The sequence below is a fragment of the Saccharothrix sp. BKS2 genome (assembly GCF_047689505.1).
Classification (GTDB): domain Bacteria; phylum Actinomycetota; class Actinomycetes; order Mycobacteriales; family Pseudonocardiaceae; genus Actinosynnema; species Actinosynnema lopnurensis.
The window spans coordinates 139038-163142 of record NZ_JAUQOL010000004.1 but is presented as its reverse complement, the minus strand read 5'-3'; the positions used below and the strand labels follow the sequence as shown (position 1 = coordinate 163142).

The 24105-nt window shown below is 71.4% G+C and carries 23 protein-coding genes; 1 reads left to right on the top strand and 22 read right to left on the bottom strand.

The annotated features are described in order from the left end of the window. Position 1: 1 nt before the first annotated feature. The 16 genes from nuoN to Q5530_RS09285 form a co-directional block, all read right to left on the bottom strand. Positions 2–1606 (bottom strand): NADH-quinone oxidoreductase subunit NuoN, encoded by a 1605-nt coding sequence (gene nuoN, locus Q5530_RS09360; RefSeq protein WP_415362082.1) that lies wholly within the window; start codon positions 1604–1606, stop codon positions 2–4. A 25-nt stretch (positions 1607–1631) separates the two neighbouring features. Next, positions 1632–3194, bottom strand: coding sequence for an NADH-quinone oxidoreductase subunit M (locus Q5530_RS09355; RefSeq protein WP_415361824.1), 1563 nt, complete (start codon positions 3192–3194; stop codon positions 1632–1634). Then, on the bottom strand, positions 3191–5125 hold the full coding sequence (gene nuoL / locus Q5530_RS09350) for an NADH-quinone oxidoreductase subunit L (RefSeq protein ID WP_415361823.1): 1935 nt from the start codon (positions 5123–5125) through the stop codon (positions 3191–3193). The genes Q5530_RS09355 and nuoL overlap by 4 nt, the downstream gene beginning before the upstream one ends. A 10-nt stretch (positions 5126–5135) precedes the next feature. Then, the gene (gene nuoK, locus Q5530_RS09345; protein ID WP_380634399.1) at positions 5136–5435 is read right to left on the bottom strand and encodes an NADH-quinone oxidoreductase subunit NuoK; all 300 of its coding nucleotides are present in this window, start codon (positions 5433–5435) and stop codon (positions 5136–5138) included. Continuing rightward, positions 5432–6277, bottom strand: coding sequence for an NADH-quinone oxidoreductase subunit J (locus Q5530_RS09340; protein ID WP_380634400.1), 846 nt, complete (start codon positions 6275–6277; stop codon positions 5432–5434). The genes nuoK and Q5530_RS09340 overlap by 4 nt, the downstream gene beginning before the upstream one ends. After that, positions 6274–6840 (bottom strand): NADH-quinone oxidoreductase subunit NuoI, encoded by a 567-nt coding sequence (gene nuoI, locus Q5530_RS09335; protein WP_380634402.1) that lies wholly within the window; start codon positions 6838–6840, stop codon positions 6274–6276. The genes Q5530_RS09340 and nuoI overlap by 4 nt, the downstream gene beginning before the upstream one ends. Further along, positions 6827–8194: an NADH-quinone oxidoreductase subunit NuoH gene (nuoH, locus tag Q5530_RS09330; RefSeq protein WP_415361822.1), complete on the bottom strand. Its 1368-nt coding sequence runs from the start codon at positions 8192–8194 to the stop codon at positions 6827–6829. The genes nuoI and nuoH overlap by 14 nt, the downstream gene beginning before the upstream one ends. After that, positions 8191–10683, bottom strand: a complete 2493-nt coding sequence (locus Q5530_RS09325; RefSeq protein WP_415361821.1) for an NADH-quinone oxidoreductase subunit G — start codon at positions 10681–10683, stop codon at positions 8191–8193. The genes nuoH and Q5530_RS09325 overlap by 4 nt, the downstream gene beginning before the upstream one ends. Continuing rightward, on the bottom strand, positions 10680–11999 hold the full coding sequence (gene nuoF, locus Q5530_RS09320) for an NADH-quinone oxidoreductase subunit NuoF (RefSeq protein ID WP_415361820.1): 1320 nt from the start codon (positions 11997–11999) through the stop codon (positions 10680–10682). Before nuoF ends, Q5530_RS09325 begins: the two co-directional genes overlap by 4 nt. 14 nt (positions 12000–12013) lie before the next feature. Beyond that, positions 12014–12811 carry an NADH-quinone oxidoreductase subunit NuoE gene (gene nuoE, locus Q5530_RS09315; protein WP_415361819.1) on the bottom strand — a complete coding sequence of 266 codons (798 nt, stop codon included), beginning with the start codon at positions 12809–12811 and terminating at the stop codon, positions 12014–12016. After that, a complete protein-coding gene (locus Q5530_RS09310) occupies positions 12808–14211 on the bottom strand; it encodes an NADH-quinone oxidoreductase subunit D (protein ID WP_415361818.1) in 1404 nt (467 codons plus the stop codon). The genes nuoE and Q5530_RS09310 overlap by 4 nt, the downstream gene beginning before the upstream one ends. After that, entirely contained in the window at positions 14208–14906 is a 699-nt protein-coding gene (locus Q5530_RS09305; protein ID WP_380634650.1) for an NADH-quinone oxidoreductase subunit C, read from the bottom strand. Before Q5530_RS09305 ends, Q5530_RS09310 begins: the two co-directional genes overlap by 4 nt. 117 nt (positions 14907–15023) lie before the next feature. Further along, positions 15024–15572 carry a NuoB/complex I 20 kDa subunit family protein gene (locus tag Q5530_RS09300; RefSeq protein WP_415361817.1) on the bottom strand — a complete coding sequence of 183 codons (549 nt, stop codon included), beginning with the start codon at positions 15570–15572 and terminating at the stop codon, positions 15024–15026. A gap of 11 nt (positions 15573–15583) precedes the next feature. Further along, on the bottom strand, positions 15584–15949 hold the full coding sequence (locus tag Q5530_RS09295; RefSeq protein ID WP_344036212.1) for an NADH-quinone oxidoreductase subunit A: 366 nt from the start codon (positions 15947–15949) through the stop codon (positions 15584–15586). A gap of 344 nt (positions 15950–16293) precedes the next feature. Next, entirely contained in the window at positions 16294–17571 is a 1278-nt protein-coding gene (locus tag Q5530_RS09290; RefSeq protein WP_380634416.1) for a geranylgeranyl reductase family protein, read from the bottom strand. Positions 17572–17641: 70 nt separating this feature from the next. After that, complete coding sequence (locus Q5530_RS09285; RefSeq protein WP_380634418.1) at positions 17642–18331, bottom strand: demethylmenaquinone methyltransferase; 690 nt, start codon at positions 18329–18331, stop codon at positions 17642–17644. Positions 18332–18788: 457 nt separating this feature from the next. Between Q5530_RS09285 and Q5530_RS09280 the strand changes: the two genes are divergently transcribed. Beyond that, the gene (locus Q5530_RS09280; protein ID WP_415361816.1) at positions 18789–19613 is read left to right on the top strand and encodes an inositol monophosphatase family protein; all 825 of its coding nucleotides are present in this window, start codon (positions 18789–18791) and stop codon (positions 19611–19613) included. Positions 19614–19795: 182 nt separating this feature from the next. On the opposite strand, the gene Q5530_RS09275 is transcribed toward Q5530_RS09280, so the two are convergent. Genes Q5530_RS09275 through paaA form a run of 6 tightly spaced genes read right to left on the bottom strand, consistent with a single transcriptional unit; the run spans position 19796 to position 24064 of the window. After that, the gene (locus tag Q5530_RS09275; protein ID WP_415361815.1) at positions 19796–20407 is read right to left on the bottom strand and encodes a hypothetical protein; all 612 of its coding nucleotides are present in this window, start codon (positions 20405–20407) and stop codon (positions 19796–19798) included. Between the two features lie 18 nt (positions 20408–20425). Beyond that, positions 20426–21460, bottom strand: a complete 1035-nt coding sequence (gene paaE / locus Q5530_RS09270) for a 1,2-phenylacetyl-CoA epoxidase subunit PaaE (RefSeq protein WP_415361814.1) — start codon at positions 21458–21460, stop codon at positions 20426–20428. Then, positions 21461–21961, bottom strand: a complete 501-nt coding sequence (gene paaD / locus Q5530_RS09265) for a 1,2-phenylacetyl-CoA epoxidase subunit PaaD (protein ID WP_415361813.1) — start codon at positions 21959–21961, stop codon at positions 21461–21463. Positions 21962–21963: 2 nt separating this feature from the next. Beyond that, positions 21964–22851: a 1,2-phenylacetyl-CoA epoxidase subunit PaaC gene (gene paaC / locus Q5530_RS09260; RefSeq protein WP_415361812.1), complete on the bottom strand. Its 888-nt coding sequence runs from the start codon at positions 22849–22851 to the stop codon at positions 21964–21966. Beyond that, entirely contained in the window at positions 22848–23132 is a 285-nt protein-coding gene (paaB, locus tag Q5530_RS09255; RefSeq protein WP_415361811.1) for a 1,2-phenylacetyl-CoA epoxidase subunit PaaB, read from the bottom strand. The genes paaC and paaB overlap by 4 nt, the downstream gene beginning before the upstream one ends. Next, a complete protein-coding gene (gene paaA, locus Q5530_RS09250; protein WP_415361810.1) occupies positions 23129–24064 on the bottom strand; it encodes a 1,2-phenylacetyl-CoA epoxidase subunit PaaA in 936 nt (311 codons plus the stop codon). Before paaA ends, paaB begins: the two co-directional genes overlap by 4 nt. Positions 24065–24105: the final 41 nt, after the last annotated feature.

Genomic DNA, 24105 nt, shown 5'->3' with positions numbered 1-24105 from the left:
ACTAGAAGATGAACGCGCCGGTACCCGCCCATTCGAGCACCTTGGGCGGCCAGACACCGAGCACCAGCGTGAACAGCACGCCCATCGTGATCGCCATGGTGGTGAACGCGCCGGGCACGCTCACCGCCGGGCCGTCCGCCGCGGGCTCGCTGAAGTACATCAGCACGATCACCCGCAGGTAGAAGAACGCCGCCACGGCGCTGGCCACCAGCGCGATGACCACCAGCGGCGTCATGCCCGCCTCGACCGCCGCCGTGAACACCGCGAACTTGCCGATGAAACCGCTGGTCAGCGGCAGACCGGCGAGCGCGAGCAGCAGGAACGTGAACACGCCCGCCACCACCGGCGACCGCTTGGCCAGGCCCGCCCACTGCGACAGGTGGGTGGCCTCGCCGTCGGCGTTGCGCACCAGGCTGACGATGCCGAACGCGGCGATCGTGGTGAAGCCGTAGGCCATCAGGTAGAACATCGTGCCCGACAGGCCGTCGGCGTTCAGCGAGATCGCGCCGACCAGCAGGAAGCCCGCGTGCGCCACCGACGAGTAGGCGATCATCCGCTTGACGTCGGTCTGGGTGAGGCCGAGCACCGAGCCGATCACCATCGACACGATGGCCACGCCCCAGAGCACGCCCTCCCACTCCCAGCTGGAGCGCTCGAACGCGCCGTAGAGGACGCGCAGGATGCCGCCGAACGCGGCGACCTTCGTGCACGACGCCATGAACGCCGTCACGGGCGTCGGCGCGCCCTGGTAGACGTCCGGGGTCCAGGCGTGGAACGGGCCGACTGACGCCTTGAACAGCAGGCCCACCACCAGCAGGCCGAAGCCCGCGTACAGCAGCGTGTCGGACCGGTCGGTGCCCGAGGTGGCGACGGCGATGTCGGCCAGCTTGACCGAGCCCGCGTAGCCGTAGAGCAGGGCCACGCCGTAGAGGAAGAACGCCGACGCGAAGGCGCCCAGCAGGAAGTACTTCACCGCTGCCTCCTGCGACAGCAGGCGACGGCGGCGCGCCAGGCCGCACATCAGGTAGAGCGGCAGCGAGAGCACTTCCAGCGCGATGAACATGGTGAGCAGGTCGTTCGCCGCGACGAAGGCCATCATGCCGCCGAGCGCGAACAGCGTGAGCGGGAACACCTCGGTCTGCATCCCGAACCGGGTGGCCTGCTCCCGCGTCATCAGAACCGTGGCGGCCCCGCCCCGGTCCTGGGCGCCGTGGTCGGCCTGGCCCCGGTAGGTGGCGCTGCCGCCGGGCGTGTTCTCCGGCATGAACGCGCCGCCGGGCTCCACGGACCGGTCGGCGATCAGCAGCACCGAGCCGAGGCCGAGCAGCAGCAGCGTGGCCCACAGGAAGATCGCCGGCTGGTCCACCGAGATGGCGCCCGCCAGGGTCGTCTTGCCCTGCTCGGGCGTGTCCGCGTCGGACGCGTAGGCGACCAGCAGCGCGCCCGCCGCGGCCAACGCCGCCAGCACGAGCACGACCTGCGCGGCCCAGCGCTGCGCCCTGGGCAGGAACGCCTCGACGAGCACGCCGGCGCACGCCGCGCCCAGCACGATCAGCAGCGGCGCGACGGCGAAGTAGTCGATCTCCGGTGCTTGCAGCCGCTCCACGTTCTGCGAGAGGAACGTCGTCACGTCACTTGCCTTCCTGCGCGACCGGGTCGGCCACCCCGACCTCGCTGAGCGTCGCCCCGACCGACGGGGTGATCACGTCCAACACCGGCTTCGGGTAGAAGCCGAGCACCAAGATCAGCGCCACGAGCGGTGCGAGCACGGCCAGCTCGCGCTTGTTCAGGTCGGGCACCGACGTGCGCTCGGGGTCGACCGCCGCGCCGGGTCCGCCAGCCAGGCCGACCAGCGCGGTGCCGCGCACCGGGCCCTGGAAGACCCGCTGGTAGAGCCACAGCACGTACAGCGCGGCGAGCACCATGCCGAGCGCGGCGATGACCGTGAACACCGGCTCGTTCGGGTAGGAGCCGATGAGCACGAGGAACTCGCTGACGAACGAGTTGGTCCCCGGCAGCGCCAGCGACGACAGGCCGGCCACGAAGAACAGCCCGCCCAGCACCGGCGTGAGCTTCGCCATGCCGCCGTAGTCCTCGATCAGGCGCGACCCGCCGCGGGCCATCACCATGCCGACGACCAGGAACAGCATGCCGGTCGAGATGCCGTGGTTGACCATGTAGAGCACCGCGCCCGCGCCCGCCTGCGAGCTGAACGCGAAGATGCCCAGCGCGATGAAGCCGAAGTGCGCGATCGAGGTGTAGGCCACGAACCGCTTCATGTCCGACTGGCCGACCGCCAGCAGCGAGCCGTAGACGATGCCCACCACGGCCAGCACCAGCACCAGCGGCGCCAGCTCCCGGCTGGCCGCCGGGAACAGCGGCAGGCAGTAGCGCAGGAAGCCGAACGTGCCGATCTTGTCCAGGATGCCGACCAGCAGGACGCCCGCGCCGACCGGCGCCTCGGCGCCCGCGTCCGGCAGCCAGGTGTGCAGCGGCACCAGCGGCGCCTTGATCGCGAAGGCGATGAAGAAGCCCAGGAAAAGCCAGATCTGCGTGGACAGCGGCGCGTCCCGGGTCACCGTGACCAGGGTCGCCCAGTCGAAGGTGCCCTCGCCGATCTGATCCCGGCTCACCACGTACAGGCCGATCACCGAGGCCAGCATGATCAGGCCGCCGAGCAGCGAGTACAGGAAGAACTTCATCGCCGCGTACTGCCGGTTCGGCCCGCCGAACCGGCCGATCAGGAAGTACATCGGGACCAGCACGGCCTCGAAGAACACGTAGAACACGAACACGTCGGTGGCGGCGAACACGCCGACCATGCCGGTCTGCATGGCCAGCAGCAGCGCGAAGAACCCGCCCGCGCTGCGGCCCTCGGGCAGCTTCTCCGCCCACGAGCCGCCGATGACGACCGGCACCAGGAACGCGATCAGCGCGATCATCACCAGCGCGATGCCGTCCACGCCGAACGACAGGTGCACGCCGAAGGCCGGGATCCACTCCGCCGAGCTGGTCAGCTGGAGGCGGTCGCCGCCCGGGTCGAAGGCGGTCCACGCGAGCACCGCGAGGGCCAGCTCGACCAGCGAGAACGCCAGCGCGACCAGCTTGGCGAGGCGGTCGTTGCCCCGCAGGAACGCCACCACCAGGCTGCCCACCAGGGGCAGCAGGAGCAGCGCGATCAGCACCCAGCTCACGAGAACCTCACCATCAGCAGCGCGCCCAGGACGAAGACCGCACCCAGGAGCATGGAGAGCGCGTACGAGCGGACGAACCCGGTCTGGAGCCTGCGCAACCGGCCCGAGCTACCGCCCAGCAGCGCCGCCGACCCGTTGACCAGGCCGTCGACGCCCTTGTTGTCCACGAACACCAGCGCGCGGGTGAGCCAGGTGCCCGGCCGCGCGAACAGCGCCTCGTTGAGCGCGTTGCCGTACAGGTCGTTGCGCGCCGCGCGGACCGGGAACGACACCCGCGCCGGGCGCTCCACCGGCTGGTCGCCGCGCAGGAACAGCGCGAACCCGAGCAGCGCGCCCGCCAGCGACAGGCCCAGCACCAGGAGGTTGACCGTGGTGTGGCCCAGCACGCCGTGGCCCTCCTGGAGCTCGCCCAGCGACGGGGTGAGCCAGCCGGACAGGTTGTGGTTCGACTCGAAGAACCAGCCAGCGCCGACCGAGCCGAACGCCAGCACGATCATCGGGATCGTCATGGACAGCGGCGACTCGTGCGGGTGGTACTCGCGGCCGTCCTCCGAGCGCAGCTCGGTGTAGCGCGGCTTGCCCAGGAACACCAGCGCGAACAACCGGGTCATGTAGAACGCGGTCAGGCCCGCGCCCAGGGCCGCGACGCCGCCGAACACCCAGCCGCGCCACCCCTCCATGCTGAACGCCGCCGCGATGATGGCGTCCTTGGAGAAGTAGCCGGACAGGAACGGGAAGCCGATCAGGGCCAGGTAGCCGAGCGTCCAGGTGACGAACGTGATCGGCATCTTCTTGGCCAGGCCGCCCATCCGCCGGATGTTGCCCTCGTCGTTCATGCCGTGCATGACCGAGCCGGCGCCGAGGAACAGGCCCGCCTTGAAGAAGCCGTGCGTGAGCAGGTGCATGATGCCCAGCGCGTAGCCGATCGGGCCCAGGCCCACGGCCAGGATCATGTAGCCGATCTGGCTGACCGTCGAGTAGGCCAGCACCTTCTTGAAGTCGTCGTAGGCGCAGCCGATGACGCAGCCGATCAGCAGCGTGACACCACCGATGACCATGACGACCAGGCGGCCGTCCTCGCTCAGGTTGTAGATCGGGTTCGAGCGGGCGATCAGGTAGACGCCCGCGGTGACCATGGTGGCCGCGTGGATCAGGGCGGACACCGGGGTCGGGCCGGCCATCGCGTCGGGCAACCACGCCTGGAGCGGGAACTGGCCGGACTTGCCGCACGCGCCGAGCAGCAGCAGGAGCGTGACCGCCAGCACCTCGGCCGAGGACAGCTCGCCCACGCGGGCGAACACCTCGGTGTACTGGGTGGTGCCCAGCTCCTTGAACAGGATGAAGATGGCGATCGCCAGGCCCAGGTCACCGACCCGGTTCATCAGGAACGCCTTCTTCGCGGCCGACGCCGCCTCCGGCTTGTGCTGGTACCAGCCGATGAGCAGGTAGGAGGCGAGGCCCACGCCCTCCCAGCCGAAGTACAGCGTCACGAAGCCGTTGCCCAGCACCAGCAGGAGCATTGCGGCGACGAACAGGTTCAGGTAGGCGAAGAACCTCCGCCGCCCGGCCTCGTGCGCCATGTAGCCGATCGAGTAGACGTGGATCAGCGACCCGACACCGGTGATCAGCAGCACGAAGGTGAGCGACAGCGGGTCCAGGCGCAGCCCGAACTCGACGTCCAGCGCGCCGACCGGGATCCAGTCGAACAGGTGCACCTCGGTGGTGCGGTTCTCCGGGCCCTGACCCAGGACGTCGAAGAACAGCGCCAGGCCGTACGCGAACGCGGCGACCACGGTGGCGCAGCCCAGCAGGTGGCCCCACCTGTCGGTGCGCCTGCCACCGACCAGCAGCACGACCGCGCCGAACGCGGGCAGGGCGAGCAACAACCAGGCGAGACTGCCGATCCCGCTGGCGGCAACAGGTTCCGTCACCGTGGACCTCTCAGTACTTCAACAGGTTGGAATCGTCGACCGAGGCCGAGCGACGCGACTTGAAGATCGCCATGATGATCGCCAGGCCGACCACGACCTCGGCCGCGGCCACGACCATCACGAAGAACGCCATGACCTGGCCGTCCAGGCCGCCGTTGATGCGGGCGAACGTGACCAGGCTGAGGTTGACCGCGTTGAGCATCAGCTCGACGCACATGAACACCACGATGGCGTTGCGCCGCACCAGCACGCCGACCGCGCCGAGGCTGAACAGCAGCGCCGACAGCAGCAGGTAGTACGTAGGGGTCACGACGACTCTCCCTTGAGCGCGCGTGCGTCGGGCTGCTGCCCGGTGCCGGACACCTCCGCGACGTCGTCGTCGAAACGTTCCTTGCCGGTGGTCTCGATCAGCTCGGACAGGGACTCGGCGGCGACCGAGCCGTCCGGCAGCAGGGCGGGCGTGGCCACCGAGTTGGCGGTGGCGAACACGCCGGGACCGGGCAGCGAGCCGGGGCGGGGACCGCGGAAGCGCTCCTCGACCAGCTCGCGCTGGGTCTTCTTGGCGTCCCTGCCGGCGCGCGAGGAGAAGGCCAGCACCATCGCGCCGACCGCCGCGGTGATCAGCAGCGCGGAGGTCAGCTCGAACGGGAACAGGTAGTCGGTGAAGATCTCCGCGCCGATGTTGGCGACGTTGCCGCCGCCCTGGCTGTTCGACTCGACCAGCCCGACCGGCTGCACGGAGGTCAGCGCGCGACCCAGCGAGCCGACCACCAGGCCGGCGAAGCCGACGCCCAGCACGGCCGCGGCCAGCCGCTGGCCGCGCAGCACCTCGACCACCGAGTCGGAGCTGTCCCGGCCGACGAGCATCAGCACGAACAGGAACAGCATCATGATCGCGCCGGTGTAGACGATGATCTGCACGAAGCCGAGGAACGGCGCCTGCTGGACCATGTAGAGCACACCGAGGCTGAGCATGGTGAGCACCAGCCACAGCGCGGAGTGCACCGCGTTCCGCGCGAAGAGCATCCCCAGCGCGCCGGCCAGGGCGAGCGGGCCGAGGACCCAGAACACGACCGCCTCGCCGGTGGTGACGACGTCGACCGCGGTCTCGACCGCTTCGGGCTGCTGGAGGAGCAGGGACGAGAGGCTCACTTCAACGCCTCCTCGGGCCCCGTCTCGACCGTCGTGCCCTCGGGCACGCCCGCCTCGCGGGCCAGCGCCGGGCCGTTCACGTAGTAGTCCTTCTCGTCCTCGCCCAGCCGCATCGGGTGCGGCGGCTGCTCCATGCCGGGCAGCAGGGGCGCGAGCAGGTCTTCCTTGGTGAAGATCAGCTTCTGGCGGTTGTCGTCGGCCAGCTCGTACTCGTTGGTCATGGTGAGCGAGCGGGTCGGGCACGCCTCGATGCACAGGCCGCAGCCGATGCACCGCAGGTAGTTGATCTGGTAGTCCGCGCCGTAGCGCTCACCGGGCGAGTAGCGCTCGTCCTCGGTGTTGTCGCCGCCCTCGACGAAGATCGCGTCCGCCGGGCAGGCCCACGCGCACAGCTCGCAGCCCACGCACTTCTCCAGCCCGTCCGGGTGCCGGTTGAGCTGGTGGCGACCGTGGAACCGCGGCGCGGTGACCTTCTTGACCTCGGGGTACTCCTCGGTGACGACCTTCTTGAACATCGTGCCGAAGGTGACGCCGAAGCCCTTGACGGGATCAAACATCCCCATCGCTGGCCTCCTTGGATGCGGTAACCGCTGCCGGTTCCTGGGTGCGGGTGCCGGCGTCGCCGCCGGCGGTGGTCCGATCACCGGCTCCGCCGGTGGTGGTGGGCAGCTCCGCGACCGGGACCTGCCGGCGTGGCGGGGCCTTGGGGACTGCGAGGTCGAGCGGCGGCACGGGGTAGCCGCCGCCGGTGACCGGGACGGCGTTCGGGTCGTGCGGCTCGCGCTTGTCGGGCAGCAGGAACGCGACCAGCAGCACGATCGCGAGGAACGCGCCGATCACGATCAGGGCGGTGCTGGTGTCCAGCCCGCCGCGGGCCTCCCACTCCTGGCGCAGGAAGCGGGCGAACGCCACCGCGACGAACCAGATCAGCGCGACCGGGACCAGGAACTTCCAGCCGAGCCGCATGAACTGGTCGTAGCGCAGGCGGGGCAGCGTGCCGCGCAGCCAGATGAACAGGAACAGGAAGGCCAGCGTCTTGAGCACGAACCACAGCAGGCCGAACCAGCCGCTGTTGAGCAGGTGGTCGTCGCCGACGAACGGGAACCGCCAGCCGCCCAGGAACAGGGTGGTGGCCAGCGCCGAGACGGTCACCATGTTGACGTACTCGGCGAGGAAGAACAGCGCGAACTTCAGCGAGCTGTACTCGGTGTGGAAGCCGCCGACCAGCTCCGACTCGGCCTCGGGGAGGTCGAACGGCGCGCGGTTGGTCTCGCCGACCATGGAGACGACGTAGATCAGGAAGCTGACCGGCAGCAGGTAGAAGTACCAGCCGCCGGACTGCGCGTCGACGATCTCCGAGGTGGACAGCGAGTGCGAGTGCATGACCACGGCGACGATCGACAGGCCCATCGCGATCTCGTAGGAGATCACCTGCGCGGCCGAGCGCAGCGCGCCCAGCAGCGGGTAGGGCGAGCCGGACGCCCAGCCGGACAGCACGATGCCGTACACGCCGAGCGAGGAGCAGGCCAGCACGACCAGCACGCCGACCGGCAGGTCGACCAGCTGGAGGGCGGTGCGCTCGCCGAAGATCGAGACCTCGCCGCCGATCGGGATGACCGAGAAGGCGACGAACGCGGGGACGCAGGAGATCACCGGGGCCAGGAAGAACACCCACTTGTCCGCCAGGACCGGGCGGATGTCCTCCTTGAACGCCAGCTTCAGGCCGTCGGCCAGCGACTGGAGCCAGCCGTTGGGGCCGACCCGGTTCGGGCCGGGACGCTGCTGCATCCGGGCGACGACCTTGCGCTCCCAGTTGATCATGAAGAGGGTCATCACGACGAGGAACGCGAAGATCCCCACGACCTTGATGACGATCAACCAGAGCGGGTCGTCGGCGATGAGTTCTGCGGTGGTCATGCCTCGCCTCCGAGCGTGCTGTTGCTCCCGGTGACCGCCGGGGCGACCGCGACCACGGAGCCGTGGCCCGCGACCAGGTTGCGCCGCACGGTGACCGCGCCCGAGTTGCCGGGCAGCCACACGACGCCGTCGGGCAGGTCGGCCGCCTCGACCGGCAGCACCACCTCGCCCCGGTCGGTGGACACGGTGATCTCGCCACCCAGCTCCACGCCCAGGTGCACGGCGGTGGCCGGGGACAGCTTGGCCACGACCGGGCGCGCGGTGCCCGCCAGGTTCGGCTCGCGGTCCTGGAGCGAGCCGTTGTCCAGCAGGCGGCGCCAGGTCGCCAGGACGGCCTGGCCGTCCCGGGGCTGGGTCAGCAGCGGCGCGGCCGCGGTCGGGGCGCCGGCGCTCACGGTCGCCGTGCCCAGCCGCGCGAAGTCGGCCGCCGCCGCCGCCGGGGTCTGGGTGAACAGGTCGGCGTCCATCTCCACGGCCAGCGTGTCCAGCACGCGGCCGTCCGACAGCGCGCCGGTGCCCTCCAGGGTGGTCTGGAACGACCGCGAGCGGCCCTCCCAGTTCAGGTAGGTGCCCGCCTTCTCGACCGCCGAGGCGACCGGGAGCACCACGTCGGCGTGCGCGGTGACCGCGCTGTGCCGCAGCTCCAGGCTGACCACGAAACCGGTGGCGCGCAGCGCCTGCTCGGCCAGCCCCGGGTCCGGCAGGTCGAACGGGTCGACCCCGCCGACCACCAGCGCGTCCAGCTCGCCGCCCGCGGCGGCGGTCAGGATGCCCGTGGTGTCGCGGCCCGCCACGGCCGGCAGCGAGCCGGCGCCCAGGCCCCAGGCCGCCTCGACCGCGGCGCGTGCCGCGGGGTCGCCGACCAGGTGGCCGCCCGGCAGCAGCGTGGGCAGCAGGCCGGCCTCCAGGGCGCCCCGCTCGCCGGCGCGCCGCGGCACCCAGGCGACCCGCGCCCCGGTGCGCTCGGCCAGCGCCGCGACCGCCGAGAACAGGCCCGGGACCTCGGCGGCGCGCTCGCCCACCAGGATCACCGCGCCCGGCTCGGCCAGGTCCTCGACCACGTCGGCCGCGTGCTCGGGCAGCGCGTTGAGCGCCGACGGCTCCTGGCCGGGCACGCAGGCCAGCAGCACGCCGCCGGTCTTCTCCACCGCCGGGGTCGTGTACTGGCCCAGGTGGAAGACCTTCGTCCGGTTCTTGCGGACCGCCTTGCGCAGCCGCAGGAACACGATCGGGGACTCCTCCTCCGGCTCGAACGCCACCAGCAGCGCGGCCGGGGCGGACTCGATCGCCGCGTAGGTGACGCCGCCGCTGTCCGGGGTGCGGCCGAGGACCGCGCCGGTCAGGAACTCCAGCTCCTCGTTCGAGTGCGGCCGGGCGCGGAAGTCCACGTCGTTGGTGCGCAGCGCGACCCGGGCGAACTTCGCGTAGGCGTAGGCGTCCTCGACGGTCAGCCGGCCACCGGCCAGCACCGCCGCGCCCCGGCCGTCGCGGGCCCTGGCCAGGCCCTCGGCCGCGACCTGGAGCGCCTCGGTCCAGGAGGACTCGCGCAGCTCACCGGTCTCCGCGTCGCGCACCAGCGGGCGGCGGACCCGGTCGTCGGCCGTGCTGTAGCGGAACGCGAAGCGGCCCTTGTCGCAGGTCCACTCCTCGTTGACCTCGGGGTCGTCGGCCGCCAGCCGCCGCTGCACGGCGCCGCGCCGCCAGTCCGTGCGGGTGGCGCAGCCCGACGCGCAGTGCTCGCACACGCCGGGGGTCGACACCAGGTCGAACGGGCGGGCCCGGAACCGGTAGGCGGCGCTGGTCAGCGCGCCCACCGGGCAGATCTGGATGGTGTTGCCGGAGAAGTACGACTGGAACGGCTTCTGCTCGGCCACGCCGACCTGCTGCTGCGAGCCGCGCTCCAGCAGCTCGATGAACGGGTCGCCCGCGATCTGGGACGAGAACCGCGTGCACCGCTGGCACAGCACGCACCGCTCCCGGTCCAGCAGCACCTGCGTGGAGATCGGGATCGGCTTGGGGAAGGTCCGCTTGTGCTCGTGGAACCGGGAGTCCGCGCGACCGTGCGCGAGGGCCTGGTTCTGGAGCGGGCACTCGCCGCCCTTGTCGCAGATCGGGCAGTCCAGCGGGTGGTTGATGAGCAGCAGCTCCATCACGCCCTGCTGTGCCTTGTCCGCCACCGGCGAGGTCAGCTGGGTCTTGACGACCATGCCGTCGGCGACCGTCATGGTGCAGCTGGCCTGCGGCTTCGGCATCGGCCGGCCGCCCATCTCCACCTCGACCAGGCACTGCCGGCAGGCGCCCGCGGGCTCCAGCAGCGGGTGGTCGCAGAACCGGGGGATGACGGTCCCCAGCCGCTCCGCGGTGCGGATCAGCAGCTCGCCCTTGGGCGCGACGACCTCCTGGCCGTCGATGACGAGCTTGACGTGGCCCTCGGGGACCACCACGGCGTCCGGTCCCTTCGGGGCGCTCTTGTCAGGGGCGATCGTCATGCCTGTGCACCTGCCAACACCTTGGAGTTCTGGTCGCACAGCGCCAGGAACTCGTCCCTGAAGTACTTGATGCCGCTGGTGATCGGGCTGACCGCGCCGTCGCCGAGCGCGCAGAACGAGCGGCCCAGGATGTTGTCGCAGACGTCCAGCAGCGTGTCGATGTCGCTCGGCGTGCCCTCGCCGCGCACCATGCGCTGGAGGATCTGCACCAGCCAGTAGGTGCCCTCGCGGCACGGCGTGCACTTGCCGCACGACTCGTGCTTGTAGAACTCCGTCCACTTCATGACGGCCCAGGGCACCGACACCGTCTCGTTGAAGATCTGGAGCGCGGTGGTGCCGAGCATCGAGCCCGCCTCGGCCGCGCCCTCGAAGTCCAGCGGCACGTCCAGGTGCTCCGCGGTGAACAGCGGGGTGGACGAGCCGCCCGGCGTCCAGAACTTCAGCGGGATGCCGTCCTTCATGCCGCCCGCCAGCTCCAGCAGCTCGCGCAGCGTGACGCCCATCGGGGCCTCGTACTGGCCGGGGCGCTCGACGTGGCCGGACAGCGAGAAGATCTTCGGGCCCGGCGACCGCTCGCGGCCCATGGTGCGGAACCAGTCCGCGCCGCCGTTGACGATGTAGGGCACGCTGGCGATCGTCTCGACGTTGTTCACCACGGTCGGCGACGCGTACAGGCCGGCGGTCGCGGGGAACGGCGGCTTGAGCCGCGGCTGACCGCGGCGGCCCTCCAGCGAGTCCAGCAGCGCCGTCTCCTCGCCGCAGATGTAGGCGCCCGCGCCCGCGTGCACGACCAGGTCGAGGTCGAAGCCCGAGCCGAGGATGTCCTTGCCCAGGTAGCCCGCCTCGTACGCCTCGCGCACCGCCGCGTGCAGCCGGCGGATCACGTGCAGCACCTCGCCGCGCACGTAGATCGCGGCGAAGTTCGCCCGGATCGCGTACGAGGTGATGATGATGCCCTCGACCAGCGAGTGCGGGTCCGCCATCATCAGCGGGATGTCCTTGCAGGTGCCCGGCTCGCCCTCGTCGGCGTTGATGACGAGGTAGTGCGGCTTGCCGTCGCCCTGCGGGATGAAGCCCCACTTCATGCCGGTGGGGAAGCCCGCGCCGCCGCGACCCCGCAGCCCGGAGTCCTTGCACTGCTGGATCAGCTGGTCCGGGTGGGCGGTGAGCGCCTTGCGCAGCGCCGTGTACCCCTCCAGCTGCTCGTAGGTCTTCAGCGTCCAGGAGCGCGGCGACAGCCAGCGCTTCGTCAGGACGGGGGTCAGGGGTGCCGACGTGCTCTTCCCCGCGGAGGCACCATTGGATACCGCGACCATGTCCGGCTGCCCTCCTACTTCTTCTCCGGCAGCGGCGGGAACTCCGCGTGCTCCGGCATCGCCGGTGCGGTCCACCCGCGCTCGGCCGCGATCTTGGCCCCGCGCACCGTCTCCGGGGCGGCGGACGGGCCGTCCAGGTCCGCGTCCCGGCCCTCGAAGAACCCGGCCAGCTGGAGCTCGGCCTGGCGGAAGTCGGTCAGCCGCGCACCGCGCGTGGGCTGCGGCTTCTCCCCCGCCTGGAGGGACCGGACCAGCTCCAGCGCCTGCTCCGGCGTCTGGTTGTCGAAGTACTCGTAGTTGACCTGGAGCACCGGCCCGAGGTCGCACGCCGCCAGGCACTCGGCGTGCTCCAGCGTGATCGAACCGGGTGCGCCCGGCTCGCCCGAGGTCTCCTCGTGGCCCAGCGGCCGGCCGTCGCTGCCCAGGTGCTCGCGCAGCCGGGCGTAGATGGCGTCACCGCCCAGCGCCGCGCACAGCGTGTTGGTGCAGACGCTCACCAGGTGCTCGCCGCACGGGCGGCGCTTGTACATGGTGTAGAACGTCGCGACCGCGCTGACCTCGGCGTTGGTCAGGTCGAGCTGGTCGGCGCAGAAGGTGATGCCGGCCTGGCTGACGTACCCCTCGACCGACTGCACCAGGTGCAGCATCGGCAGCAGCGCCGAGCGCGGCACCGGGTACCGGGCCACGATCGCCCGCGCCCGGTCGACGATGTGGTCGAACGCGCTGGTGTCGACGACGTTCTCGTCGACCAGGCGCTGCGTCGCCACGGGGTCCAGCGGGGAGGCCGCGTAGACCTCTTCGGAAGTGCTCATCGGTCACAACCACCCATCACCGGGTCGATAGAGGCCACCGACGCGATGACGTCGGCGACCATGCCGCCCTCGCACATCGCGGGCATCGACTGGAGGTTCACGAAGCTGGGGTCGCGCACGTGGACGCGCATCGGCCGGGTGCCGCCGTCGGAGACGAGGTGGTAGCCCAGCTCGCCGCGCGGCGACTCGATCGGCACGTAGACCTGCCCGGCCGGCACCGCGAAGCCCTCGGTCACCAGCTTGAAGTGGTGGATCAGGGACTCCATGGACTGGCCCATGATCTTGCGGACGTGCTCCAGGGAGTTGCCCATGCCGTCCGCGCCGATGGTCAGCTGGGCGGGCCAGGCGACCTTGGCGTCCTCGACCATGACCGGGCCCGCGGGCAGGGCGGCCACGGCCTGCCGCACGATCCGCAGCGACTGGTGGATCTCCTCCACGCGCAGCAGGTAGCGGGCGTAGGAGTCGGCCGCGGTCGACGTGGGCACGTCGAACTCGTAGTTCTCGTAGCCCGAGTAGGGGTCGACCTTGCGCAGGTCCCACGGCAGGCCCGCGGAGCGCAGGATCGGGCCGGTGATGCCCAGCGCCAGGCACGCGTCCACGGGCAGGTAGCCGACGCCCGCGAGGCGGTTGCGCCAGATCGGCTGGCCGGTGAGCAGCTTGTCGTAGTCGGGCAGGCGGGAGTCCATCACCTTGATGAACTCCTCGATGCGCTGCACCGCGCCCTCGGGGAAGTCCTGCGCGAGGCCGCCGGGCCGGATGAACGCGTGGTTCATCCGCAGGCCGGTCAGGAACTCCAGCAGGTGCAGGACCTCCTCGCGCTCCCGGAAGCCCGCGGTCATGCCGGTCAGCGCGCCCAGCTCCATGCCGCCGGTGGCCAGCGCCACCAGGTGCGAGGAGATCCGGTTGAGCTCCATCAGGACGACCCGCGCGACCTGGGCGCGCTGCGGCACGGTGATGCCGAGCAGCTTCTCCACGGCCATGCAGTACGCGGCCTCGTTGTGCAGCGGCGCCAGGTAGTCCATGCGCGTCACGAAGGTGACGCCCTGGGTCCAGTTCCGGTACTCGCAGTTCTTCTCGATGCCGGTGTGCAGGTAGCCGATGACGCTGCGGGCCTGGGTGACGGTCTCGCCCTCCAGCTCCAGCACCAGGCGCAGCACGCCGTGGGTGGAGGGGTGCTGCGGACCCAGGTTCATGATGATGCGCTCGTCGCCCGCGGCCTCGGCCAGGACCTCGTCCCAGTCGCCGCCGGTCACCGTGTAGACGGTGCCCTCGGTGGTCTCCCGGGCGCCCGCGTAGGAGTCCGGGTTCGACGTGGTGCGGTTGGCCTCGTACGAGTCGCTGTCACGGCCCTCGGCGCTGGTGTCCGTGCCGGTCGTGACGTCGGAAAGCCGTTCAGTCATGAGTAGGACCGCCTCTGGTCTGGCGGGGGGATCTCCGCGCCCTTGTACTCCACCGGGATGCCGCCGAGCGGGTAGTCCTTGCGCTGCGGGTGGCCGTCCCAGTCGTCCGGCATGAGGATCCGGGTCAGCCCCGGGTGGCCGTCGTAGACGATGCCGAACATGTCCCAGGTCTCGCGCTCCTGCCAGTCGGCGGTCGGGTAGACCGACACGACGCTGGGGATGTGCGCGTCGTCCACGTCGACCGCGACCTCCAGCCGGATGCGGCGGCGGTAGGTCATCGACGTGAGGTGGTAGACCGAGTGCAGCCGCTGCGGTGCGTCCACGCCGTAGTCCACACCGGACACCGAGCTGCACAGCTCGAAGCGCAGCGCCGGGTCGTCGCGCAGGATGCCCGCCACCTGGAGCAGGTTCTCCCGGCGCAGGTAGAAGGTGATCTCGCCGCGGTCCACGGTGATCTGCTGGACGGTGTCGGCGGGCAGGCCCCGCTCGCGGATCGCGGCCAGCAGCTCGTCGGCGACCTCGTCGAACCAGCCGCCGTAGGGCCGCTCGGACGGCGCGGAGACGTGGGCGGGCAGCCGCAGGCCGCCGAAGCCGGAGGTGTCGCCGGAGCCGGAGATGCCGAACATGCCCTGGCGGGCGCGGCCGGCCACGACGCCGCCGCGGTCCAGGTGCTCCTCGTACTCGGACTCGCTCATGGTCGAGGAGCTGAGGGCCTCGCCGGTGGCGTTGCTCGGGGTGTCGGCGCCGGGGGTCTTCTCGACCTCGCCCCTGGTGTTGTTGTCGTCAGCGCCGGTCTCGTTTGCCATTGCCGCTCACTTCTTCGCAAAGCGCTGGGAGGACGGGATCAGGTCGGTGCGGTGGCCCTGTTCGGCCAGCAGCGCCGCCCTGGTCGGTCCCAGCGGCTCGTCCATGATCTTCGCGTGGATCTTGAGGATCGCGTCGATCAGCATCTCCGGCCGCGGCGGGCAGCCCGGCAGGTACATGTCGACCGGCACGACGTGGTCCACGCCCTGCACCACCGCGTAGTTGTTGAACATGCCGCCGGAGGAGGCGCACACGCCCATGGCCAGCACCCAGCGGGGCTCCGGCATCTGGTCGTAGATCTGGCGCAGCACCGGGGCCATCTTGTTGGTCACCCGGCCGGCCACGATCATCAGGTCCGCCTGGCGGGGCGAGGCGCGGAAGACCTCCATGCCGAAGCGCGCCAGGTCGTAGCGCGGGCCGCCGGTGGTCATCATCTCGATGGCGCAGCAGGCCAGGCCGAAGGTGGCGGGCCAGAGCGAGGACTTGCGGGTCCAGTTGACCAGCTTCTCGACGCTGGCCAGCAGGATGCCGTTCGGGAGCTTCTCTTCGAGACCCATGGTCTTCCCCCTCAGTTCCAGTCGAGGCCGCCGCGACGCCAGACGTAGGCGTACGCGAAGCCGACCGTGGCGACGAACAGCACGATCTCCACCAGGCCGAACAGGCCGAGCCGGTCCGCGGAGACCGCGAACGGGTAGAGGAAGACCATTTCGATGTCGAACAGGATGAACAGCATCGCCGTGAGGTAGTAGGCGACCGGCATGCGGCCGCCGCCGACCACCGGTTGCGGCGACGGTTCGATGCCGCACTCGTACGCGTCGAGCTTCGCGCGGTTGTAGCGGCGGGGGCCGATGTACGGGGCGGCCGTCACCGAGAACAGCGCGAAGGCCGCGGCGAGGGCGAACATCAATACGAGGGGGAGGTAAGGGTCCAGCACTCTCCGTCGTCCTTTCCTCGCTGTCGCGGTGGTGGTGCACCGCCGACCGTTGCGCACCCTAAGGGGTGTTCCTGCACCCTCCGGGAGTTAGGCACGCCTAACAATCCGCAGGTCGCTTGTGAAACACTTCACAAGGTATCTCAGCCGGTTGTGAAGTGATTCACAAGACCCGGGGGCCAGTGTAGAACGTCACACAGAGGCGTGACACACACCCCCTGAACCGCTCTGACCTGCCCATACCGGGCTAGATCAACAGTGGGGAGGGCCGGGGGTGAACCGGAGCACACCGAATGCGGAACAGCGCCGTCCCGGAGGACGACGCTGCGCCGTTCAGGTGACCCTCGTTAGGCCGTCGGAGTGAGTTTGGTGGCCGCCGTGATGAGACGGTCGAACGAGTCGCCGTCCTTCGGGTCGTAAAGGCCGGCGAGCAGCTTGAGCACCAGTTTCATCAGCGTTTTGCGCGGCAGGCCGTACCTGGTCGCGGTGCGCATGACGGTGGGGTTGCCGATGAGCCTGCTGAAGACGTTGCCGAGCCGGTAGTAGCTGCCCAGGGCCTGTTCGATGCGCACCGGGTAGCCGTGCAGGGCGCGTTCGCGGCTCGCGCCGGTGCGGGCCAGGGCCTGCACGACGCTCTCGGCGGCGATCCGGGCCGACTCCATGGCGTAACCGATGCCCTCGCCGTTGAACGGGTTCACCATGCCGCCGGCGTCACCGACCAGGAGCAGCCCGTTCCGGTAGTGGGGCTTGCGGTTCAGGCCCATGGGCAGGGCCGCGCCGCCGATGCGGCCGGTGGCGTTCTCCTCGCGGAAGCCCCACTCCTCCGGGGTGCCGTCGAGCCAGCTCTTCAGCAACGCGCGGTAGTCGGTGGTGCCGTACGCCTTGGAGGTGCTGAGGATGCCGAGGCCGACGTTCACCGTGCCGTCGCCCATGCCGAAGATCCAGCCGTAGCCGGGCAGCAGCACGTCGTTCTCGCGGTCCCACAGCTCCAGGTGCGACTCCAGGTAGTCGTCCTTGGTGCGAGGGCTGGCGTAGTAGCGGCGGACCGCCACGCCCATCGGCTTGGCGTCGTCCTTCTGGATGCCGACCGACAGCGCGAGGCGGGCGCTGACCCCGTCGCACCCGACCACGATCGGGGCCCGGAACTCGACCGGCTCCTTGCCGGGGCCCTGCTTGGCGCTGACGCCGACCACGCGGCCGTTCTCGACGACGGCGCCGGTCACGTTGGTCTGCTCGTGCAGGCGCGCACCGGCCCGGACCGCGACCTGGGCCAGCATCTCGTCGAAGTCCTGGCGGGGCCGGACCACGCCGTAGGGCGGGAAGGTGGCCAGCTCGGGCCAGTCCAGTTCGAGCCGGACCCCGCCGCCGACCACGCGCAGGCCGCGGTTGTGCAGCCAGCCCGCCTCCTCGCGGGTGTCGATCCCCAGGTCGATCAGCTGCTTCACGCCGCGCGGCGTGAGGCCGTCGCCGCAGACCTTCTCGCGGGGGAAGGTGCTCTTCTCCAGCAGCAGCACGTCCAGGCCCGCGCGGGCCAGGTAGGCGGCCGCGGTCGAGCCCGCCGGGCCCGCGCCGACCACGATCACGTCGGCGTCCTCGCCTGCCCTGCGGCGGCTGGGAGTCGTCATCCCCGCTCCTTGTGCGTGTGTTCACAAAGTCAGGGTCGAGTCTACTTGCGCGTCGCCGGGGGCCGCGTCCCTAGACGGGCTTGGTGGCCTTGTGCAGCGCGACCACGCCCCCGGTGAGGTTCATCCAGGCCACGTCCTCCCACCCGGCGCGGGCCACGACCTGCGCGAGCGAGCGCTGGTCGGGCCACGTGCGCATGGACTCGGCCAGGTACTGGTAGGCGTCCGGGTTGGACGAGACGAAGCGCGCGACCAGCGGCAGCACCTTGAGCAGGTGGCGCAGGTAGACGAACCGGAACGGTCGGAACGTCGGCGTGGACACCTCGCAGACCACCAGCCGGCCGCCGGGCCGCACCACCCGGCACATCTCGCGCAGCGCGGCCTCGGTGTCGTTGAAGTTGCGCAGCCCGAAGGACACCGTGACCGCGTCGAACGCCCCGTCGGCGAAGGGCAGGCGCAGCGCGTCGGCGGCCACCTTCGGCACCGGCCGGTGGGCGCCGCCCAGCAGCATCCCCAGCGAGAAGTCGGCCGCCACGCACCAGGCCCCGGACGCCGCGTACTCGACGGTGGACACCGCCGTCCCGGCCGCCAGGTCGAGCACCTTCTCGCCCGGTCGGGCGTCCAGCACGCGCCTGCTCCACTCCCGCCAGCGCCGGTCGAACCCGAGCGTCATGACCGAGTTCGTGCGGTCGTAGCCCTCGGCCACGCCGTCGAACATCTCGGCGACCTCGCGGGGGTTCTTGTCCAAACCTGCACGCGACATGGCAAAAGCGTAGGTGACGCCCACCTCCCCGGCACCGCGCCACCACCAGCCGCCCCCGGAACACCCACCTCACCGGTCCCGAACACCCAACTCACGAGCCCTGAACGCACAACTCACCAGGTCTGAACGTACGACTCGCGCGGCCTGAACGTACGACTCGCGAGGCGCGAGTGTTCGACACGCGCGCGAGTCGTACGTTCAGGACCACCGTGTCGTACGTTCAGGACCCCCGAGTTCAACGTTCGCGACGGCGCTCGGCGGCGTGGTCACGCCGTTGGCGAGGGAAGCTTTCGTGATGATCGCCACGGGCGGGTCGGTCACACCGCGGGGCGTGAGGACACGGTGGTGTGACACCTCGGCGAACGACCGCCGAACTCCTCGCGTCGCGCTTGACGTTGGCCCCCGCTTCACCTTCTGTACGCGTCGCGGTCACTCCGTGCGTTCACACTAGGTCGGCATGACCGTCTTGTCGTCACGACCCGCCCGGCCCGTCGATCCCGGCCTGGTGTCGATCGCGCTGGAGATAGCGGGCCGCCTCGCCAACGACGCGTCGGACGTGATCATGGCGACGGCCGGCCGCGGCGCCCGGCCCGAGGACGACACCTCGCCGTTCGACTGGGTGACCGACACCGACCGGACCCTGGAGCGGCACACCCGGCGGGTGCTGACCGCCGAGTTCCCGGACATCCCGGTGTTCTGCGAGGACTCCGACGAGGACGTGGCGAGCGACGTCGAGTACCGCTGGGTGGTGGACCCGGTGGACGGCACGGCCAACTACGTGGCGGGGGTGCCGTGGTGCGCCTACAGCCTGGCGCTGGTGGACCGCTGGGGGCCGGTGGTGGGGGTCGTGGCCGACCCGTACCGGGCCCAGATCTACGCGGCCGCGCGCGGGCGGGGGATGCGGGCCAACGGGACGCCGGTGAAGCTGGGCGACCAGGCGGTGAGCGCGATCGTGTGCACGGAGATGACGCGGACGGGGCCGTGGCCGGGGATGGGCGAGTTCATCTCGCGGGCGGCGGTGGCCGGCACGGGGGTCCGGGTGCTGGGGTCGAAGGCGCTGGCGGTGGCGCAGGTGGCGCTGGGTCACGCGGCCGCGGCGGTGCTGCACAGCTACCACGAGTGGGACGTGGCGGGCGCGGTGGCGCTGGCGGTCGAGTCGGGCGCGGTGGTGCTGGACCGGAGGGGCGAGGACGACCCGCTGCCGGTGGACGGGCTGCTGGTGGCGATGCCGGAGGTGGCCGAAGAGGTGCTGGTGTGGTGGCAGTCCTCGACGAGTCGCTAGGCCGTTCGACGGATCGACGGGGGTTGGGTATAGTCGCTCCGGCCGGGCCCAGTAGGGCCCGGAAGTGAACCCGGTTCACCGTCCGGACGGTCGGTTGCCGGGTTTCGCGCTGTTCCGGGGCGCCTCGAGTGGACGCCGGGCCCGTGCGGCACGTCCCCGCGCCGGGCGCCCCCGCATCCGGCCTACTCGTTGCCCAGGTGGGGCAACTGCTGCTCCAGCACCTCCAGGTGCACCCGCGCCCGCTCCAACGACGGCTGGTTGAACATCTGGAGCGCCACCCGCCCCACCTCGTCCTCGAACGCGGTGAAGTCGCGCACCGCCGCCGACATCCGGTGCGCCACCGGGTGCCGCTGGTCGGCCCCCAGCGCCCGCCCCAGGTCGGCGATCCGCCGCACGTCCCCCAGCTCACCGCCGAACTGCGCGGCGATCCGCTCCAGCCAGTCCCGCGCCGGGGACGGGGGCACCGTCGCCACCGCGGCCGACACCCGGCGCACCGACAGCTCGCACCGCGCCACCATCGCCGACCAGCGGTCGTTCGGCGGCAGCCGCACGGGCGGCGGCGCGGGCGGCACCAGGGCAGGCTGCGGACGACGGCGGGCCGCGCCCACGATCACACCGACCAGGGTCCCCGGCAGGCCGCCCAGCGGCCCGGCCATGATCGACGCCCCGATGAACGTCCCCATCAGCTCACCGGCGGACGAGCCGTCGTCGTCCGACAGCACGAGGCTCGTGGTGAGCAGCACCACCATCAGCGCCCAGCCGATGAGCAGTCCCCAGAGCGCCGAACGTCCCATGCTCCCCAATGTGCCAGATCAGGCGTCGAAATCGACGGTGATCTCCGAGGACACCGCCACCGCCTGGCACGTCAGCACGAACCCCGCCGCCACCTCGTGCGGCTCCAGCGCGTAGTTCCGCCGCATCTCCGCCTCACCGGACACCACGCGCGCCCGGCACGTCCCGCACACCCCGCCCTTGCACGCGAACGGCAGGTCGGAGCGGACCCGCTGCGCCGCGTCCAGGATCGGCGTCCCCGCGGGCAGCGGCACGGCGGTCTCCCGGCCGTCCAGCACCACGGTCGCGACGCCGACGCCGACGCCGACCGCGTCCGACGGCACGGCCCGGCGCGGCGCGGGCGGCGGCTCGTCGACGTAGAACAGCTCGTGGTGCACCGCCGTCGGCGGCACGCCCAGCGAGGTCAGCACCTCGCGCGAGTCCCGCACCAACCCGTGCGGCCCGCAGAGCCACCACTCGTCCACGTCCGCCCACGGCACCACCGTCGACAGCAGCGCCCGCAGCTTCGCCCCGTCCAGCCGCCCGGAGAACAGCTCCACGTCCCGAGGCTCCCGCGACAGCACGTGCACCAGCTGGAACCGCGTCGGGTAGCGGTCCTTCAGGTCGGCCAGCTCCTCGGCGAACATCACCGTGTCCGCGCGCCGGTTGCCGTAGAGCAGGGTGACCCGCGCGCCGGCGGCCAGCTCGGTGGCGGCGATGGACAGCGCGGGCGTGATGCCCGACCCGGCGACCACCAGCCCGTGGTGCGCGCCCCCGGCGGGCGTGAAGTTCCCGATCGGCGGCGACACCTCCAGCACGTCGCCCGCCCGCGCCCGGTCCACCAGCAGCGACGAGAACCGCCCGCCGTCCACCCGGCGCACGCCGATGCGCAGCGGCGCGCCGACCGGCGCGCAGATCGAGTACGACCGCCGCTCGTCGCCGTCGCGCAGGGTCACGTGCTGCCCGGCCTTGAACGCGAAGGCCCCGGCCAGCGGTCCGGGCACGTCGAACGTCACCGCGACGGCGTCCTCGCACAGCCGCTCGACCGACGCCACGGCCAGCTGGTGGAACGGCATTCAGATCTCCTTGACGTGTTCGAACGGCTCGTCGCAGTCCGCGCACCGCCGCAGCGCCTTGCACGCCGTGGAGCCGAAGCGCGACAGCTCGGCGGTCCGGGACGACCCGCAGCGCGGGCACGCCACCCGCCGCGACGGCGGCACCAGGTTCAGCGGCACCGGCCCGGCGGCGCGCGGCCCCAGCCGGGACGGCGGCGCGATGCCCGCCTCCCGCAGCTTCCGCAGGCCGTCCTCGCTGATCCAGTCGGTGGTCCACGCCGGCGACAGCGACGTGCGCACCTCCACCTGCTCGAACCCGGCCGCCAGCAGGGAGCGCCGCAGGTCGGCGCCCATCTCGTCCAGGGCGGGGCACCCGGAGTAGGTGGGGGTGATCGTCACCGACACCCGCCCGCCGGACTCGGTCACGTCCCGCAGCACGCCCAGGTCCGCCAGGGTGAGCACGGGCAGCTCCGGGTCGCGCACCCGGGCCGCCACCTCATAGGCGCTGACCGCGTGGACCACGGCTACCACCTCGCGCCCGGCAGCGACCGGTGCAGGTGCTGCATCTCGGCCAGCAGGTAACCCATCACCTCGGTGTGCACGCCGTCCCGCCCGGCCAGCCCGTTCACCCGCGCCGCGGGCGGCACGTCGCCGGGCCGCGCCAGCCGCGCCGCCGCCAGCACCTCGTCCAGCACCCCGTCGACCTCGGCGCGCAGCCCGGCCGGGTCGACCGCCACTCCGGCCAGCCGCAGCTCGACCGGGTGCGCGGTGAACAGCTCGTCCAGGTAAGGCCACACCCGCGCCAGCCCGGCGGCCATCCGCCGGTGCGACTCCCCGGTGCCGTCGCCGAGCCGCACGACCCACTGGGCCGCGTGGTCCCGGTGGTAGGCCAGCTCCTTCACGGACTTCTCGGCCACCGCCGCCAGCACCGGGTCCGCGCTCGCGCGCAGCCGCGAGCACTGGGCGAGCTTCCACGACGAGAACACCAGCAGCCGCGCCACCGTGGTGGCGAAGTCGCCGCCCACGAAGGGGCCGCACTCGATCTCGGCCAGGTGCACGTTGCGGAACTCGCGCTCCTCGCGCAGGAACGCCAGCGCGTCCTCGTCGCGGCCCGCGCCCTCGGCCTCGGCGGCCCTGGTGAGCAGCATCCGGGCCTGGCCGAGCAGGTCGAGCGCGATGTTGGCCAGCGCCACGTCCTCCTCCAGCTCGGGCGCGCGCGAGGTCCACTCGGCCAGCCGCTGCGCCAGCACCAGCGCGTCGTCGCCCAGCATCAGGCAGTACGCGGACAGGTCGGCGCGGTCGACGCCCGCCGGCAGCTCCCGGTCGACCCCGGCCAGCGGCTCGGAGAACCCCGTCCCGAACGCCCAGTGCGAGTCCTCCTGGTCCACCAGGCCGTCGTAGGCGTTGCTCATAGGTGCGGCACGTCCTCGGGGATGGAGTAGAACGTCGGGTGCCGGTAGACCTTGTCGCCGTTGGGCTCGAAGAACGGGTCCTTCTCGTCCGGCGACGAGGCGGTGATCGCCGCCGCGGGCACCACCCAGATCGACACGCCCTCGTTGCGGCGCGTGTAGACGTCGCGCGCGTTGCGCAGGGCCATCTCGGCGTCCGGCGCGTGCAGCGACCCCACGTGCACGTGGTTCAGCCCGCGCTTGCCGCGGAGGAACACCTCCCACAGCGGCCACGACGCGCTCATGCCGCGCCCTCCACGGCGGCGGCGCGCTTGGCCGAGAACGCCTCGGCCGCCGCGCGCACCCACTCGCCGTCCTCGTGCGCCCTGCGCCGGTGCGCCACGCGCTGCTCGTTCGCCGGCCCGTTGCCGCCGACGACGCGCCAGAACTCGTCCCAGTCGGGTTGGCCGAAGTCGTGGTGGCCGCGGTCGGGGTTCCACCGGAGCTCGGGGTCGGGCAGCGTCACGCCCAGCTTCCCGGCCTGCGGCACGGTCATGTCGACGAACTTCTGCCGCAGCTCGTCGTTGGTGTTGCGCTTGATCCGCCACTTCATCGACTGCTCGGTGTTCGAGCTCTCCGCGTCGGGCGGGCCGAACATCATCAGCGACGGCCACCACCAGCGGTCGACGGACTCCTGGACCATGGCCCGCTGCGCGTCGGTGCCGCCCATCATCGTCATCAGCAGCTCGTAGCCCTGCCGCTGGTGGAAGGACTCCTCCTTGCAGATGCGGATCATGGCCCGCGCGTACGGCCCGTAGGAGGTGCGGCACAGCGGGACCTGGTTGCAGATCGCCGCGCCGTCGACCAGCCAGCCGATCACGCCGACGTCGGCGAACGACAGCGTGGGGTAGTTGAAGATCGAGGAGTACTTCTGCCTGCCGGAGATCAGCTTCTCGGTCAGGTCGCCGCGGTCCGCGCCCAGCGTCTCGGTCGCGGCGTACAGGTACAGGCCGTGCCCGGCCTCGTCCTGCACCTTGGCCAGCAGGATCGCCTTGCGGCGCAGCGACGGCGCGCGGCTGATCCAGTTGCCCTCCGGCTGCATCCCGATGATCTCGGAGTGCGCGTGCTGCGCGATCTGCCTGATCAGCGTCCTGCGGTAGCCCTCGGGCATCCAGTCACGCGGCTCGACGCGCTGCTCGGCCGCCACGGTGCGCTCGAACCGGTCCTCCAGGTCCATGAACCGATGTTACACCTGGAGGCCGTTTCCGGGGAAGACTG

Excerpts from the sequence above, each read along its gene's own strand:
- nuoI (WP_380634402.1), bottom strand. The coding sequence starts at position 6,840 with ATGGGGATGTTTGATCCCGTCAAGGGCTTCGGCGTCACCTTCGGCACG.
- nuoH (WP_415361822.1), bottom strand. The coding sequence starts at position 8,194 with ATGACCACCGCAGAACTCATCGCCGACGACCCGCTCTGGTTGATCGTC.
- Q5530_RS09325 (WP_415361821.1), bottom strand. The coding sequence starts at position 10,683 with ATGACGATCGCCCCTGACAAGAGCGCCCCGAAGGGACCGGACGCCGTG.
- nuoF (WP_415361820.1), bottom strand. The coding sequence starts at position 11,999 with ATGGTCGCGGTATCCAATGGTGCCTCCGCGGGGAAGAGCACGTCGGCA.
- nuoE (WP_415361819.1), bottom strand. The coding sequence starts at position 12,811 with ATGAGCACTTCCGAAGAGGTCTACGCGGCCTCCCCGCTGGACCCCGTG.
- Q5530_RS09310 (WP_415361818.1), bottom strand. The coding sequence starts at position 14,211 with ATGACTGAACGGCTTTCCGACGTCACGACCGGCACGGACACCAGCGCC.
- Q5530_RS09305 (WP_380634650.1), bottom strand. The coding sequence starts at position 14,906 with ATGAGCGAGTCCGAGTACGAGGAGCACCTGGACCGCGGCGGCGTCGTG.
- Q5530_RS09300 (WP_415361817.1), bottom strand. The coding sequence starts at position 15,572 with ATGGGTCTCGAAGAGAAGCTCCCGAACGGCATCCTGCTGGCCAGCGTC.
- Q5530_RS09290 (WP_380634416.1), bottom strand. The coding sequence starts at position 17,571 with ATGACGACTCCCAGCCGCCGCAGGGCAGGCGAGGACGCCGACGTGATC.
- Q5530_RS09285 (WP_380634418.1), bottom strand. The coding sequence starts at position 18,331 with ATGTCGCGTGCAGGTTTGGACAAGAACCCCCGCGAGGTCGCCGAGATG.
- Q5530_RS09280 (WP_415361816.1), top strand. The coding sequence starts at position 18,789 with ATGACCGTCTTGTCGTCACGACCCGCCCGGCCCGTCGATCCCGGCCTG.
- Q5530_RS09275 (WP_415361815.1), bottom strand. The coding sequence starts at position 20,407 with ATGGGACGTTCGGCGCTCTGGGGACTGCTCATCGGCTGGGCGCTGATG.
- paaE (WP_415361814.1), bottom strand. The coding sequence starts at position 21,460 with ATGCCGTTCCACCAGCTGGCCGTGGCGTCGGTCGAGCGGCTGTGCGAG.
- paaC (WP_415361812.1), bottom strand. The coding sequence starts at position 22,851 with ATGAGCAACGCCTACGACGGCCTGGTGGACCAGGAGGACTCGCACTGG.
- paaB (WP_415361811.1), bottom strand. The coding sequence starts at position 23,132 with ATGAGCGCGTCGTGGCCGCTGTGGGAGGTGTTCCTCCGCGGCAAGCGC.
- paaA (WP_415361810.1), bottom strand. The coding sequence starts at position 24,064 with ATGGACCTGGAGGACCGGTTCGAGCGCACCGTGGCGGCCGAGCAGCGC.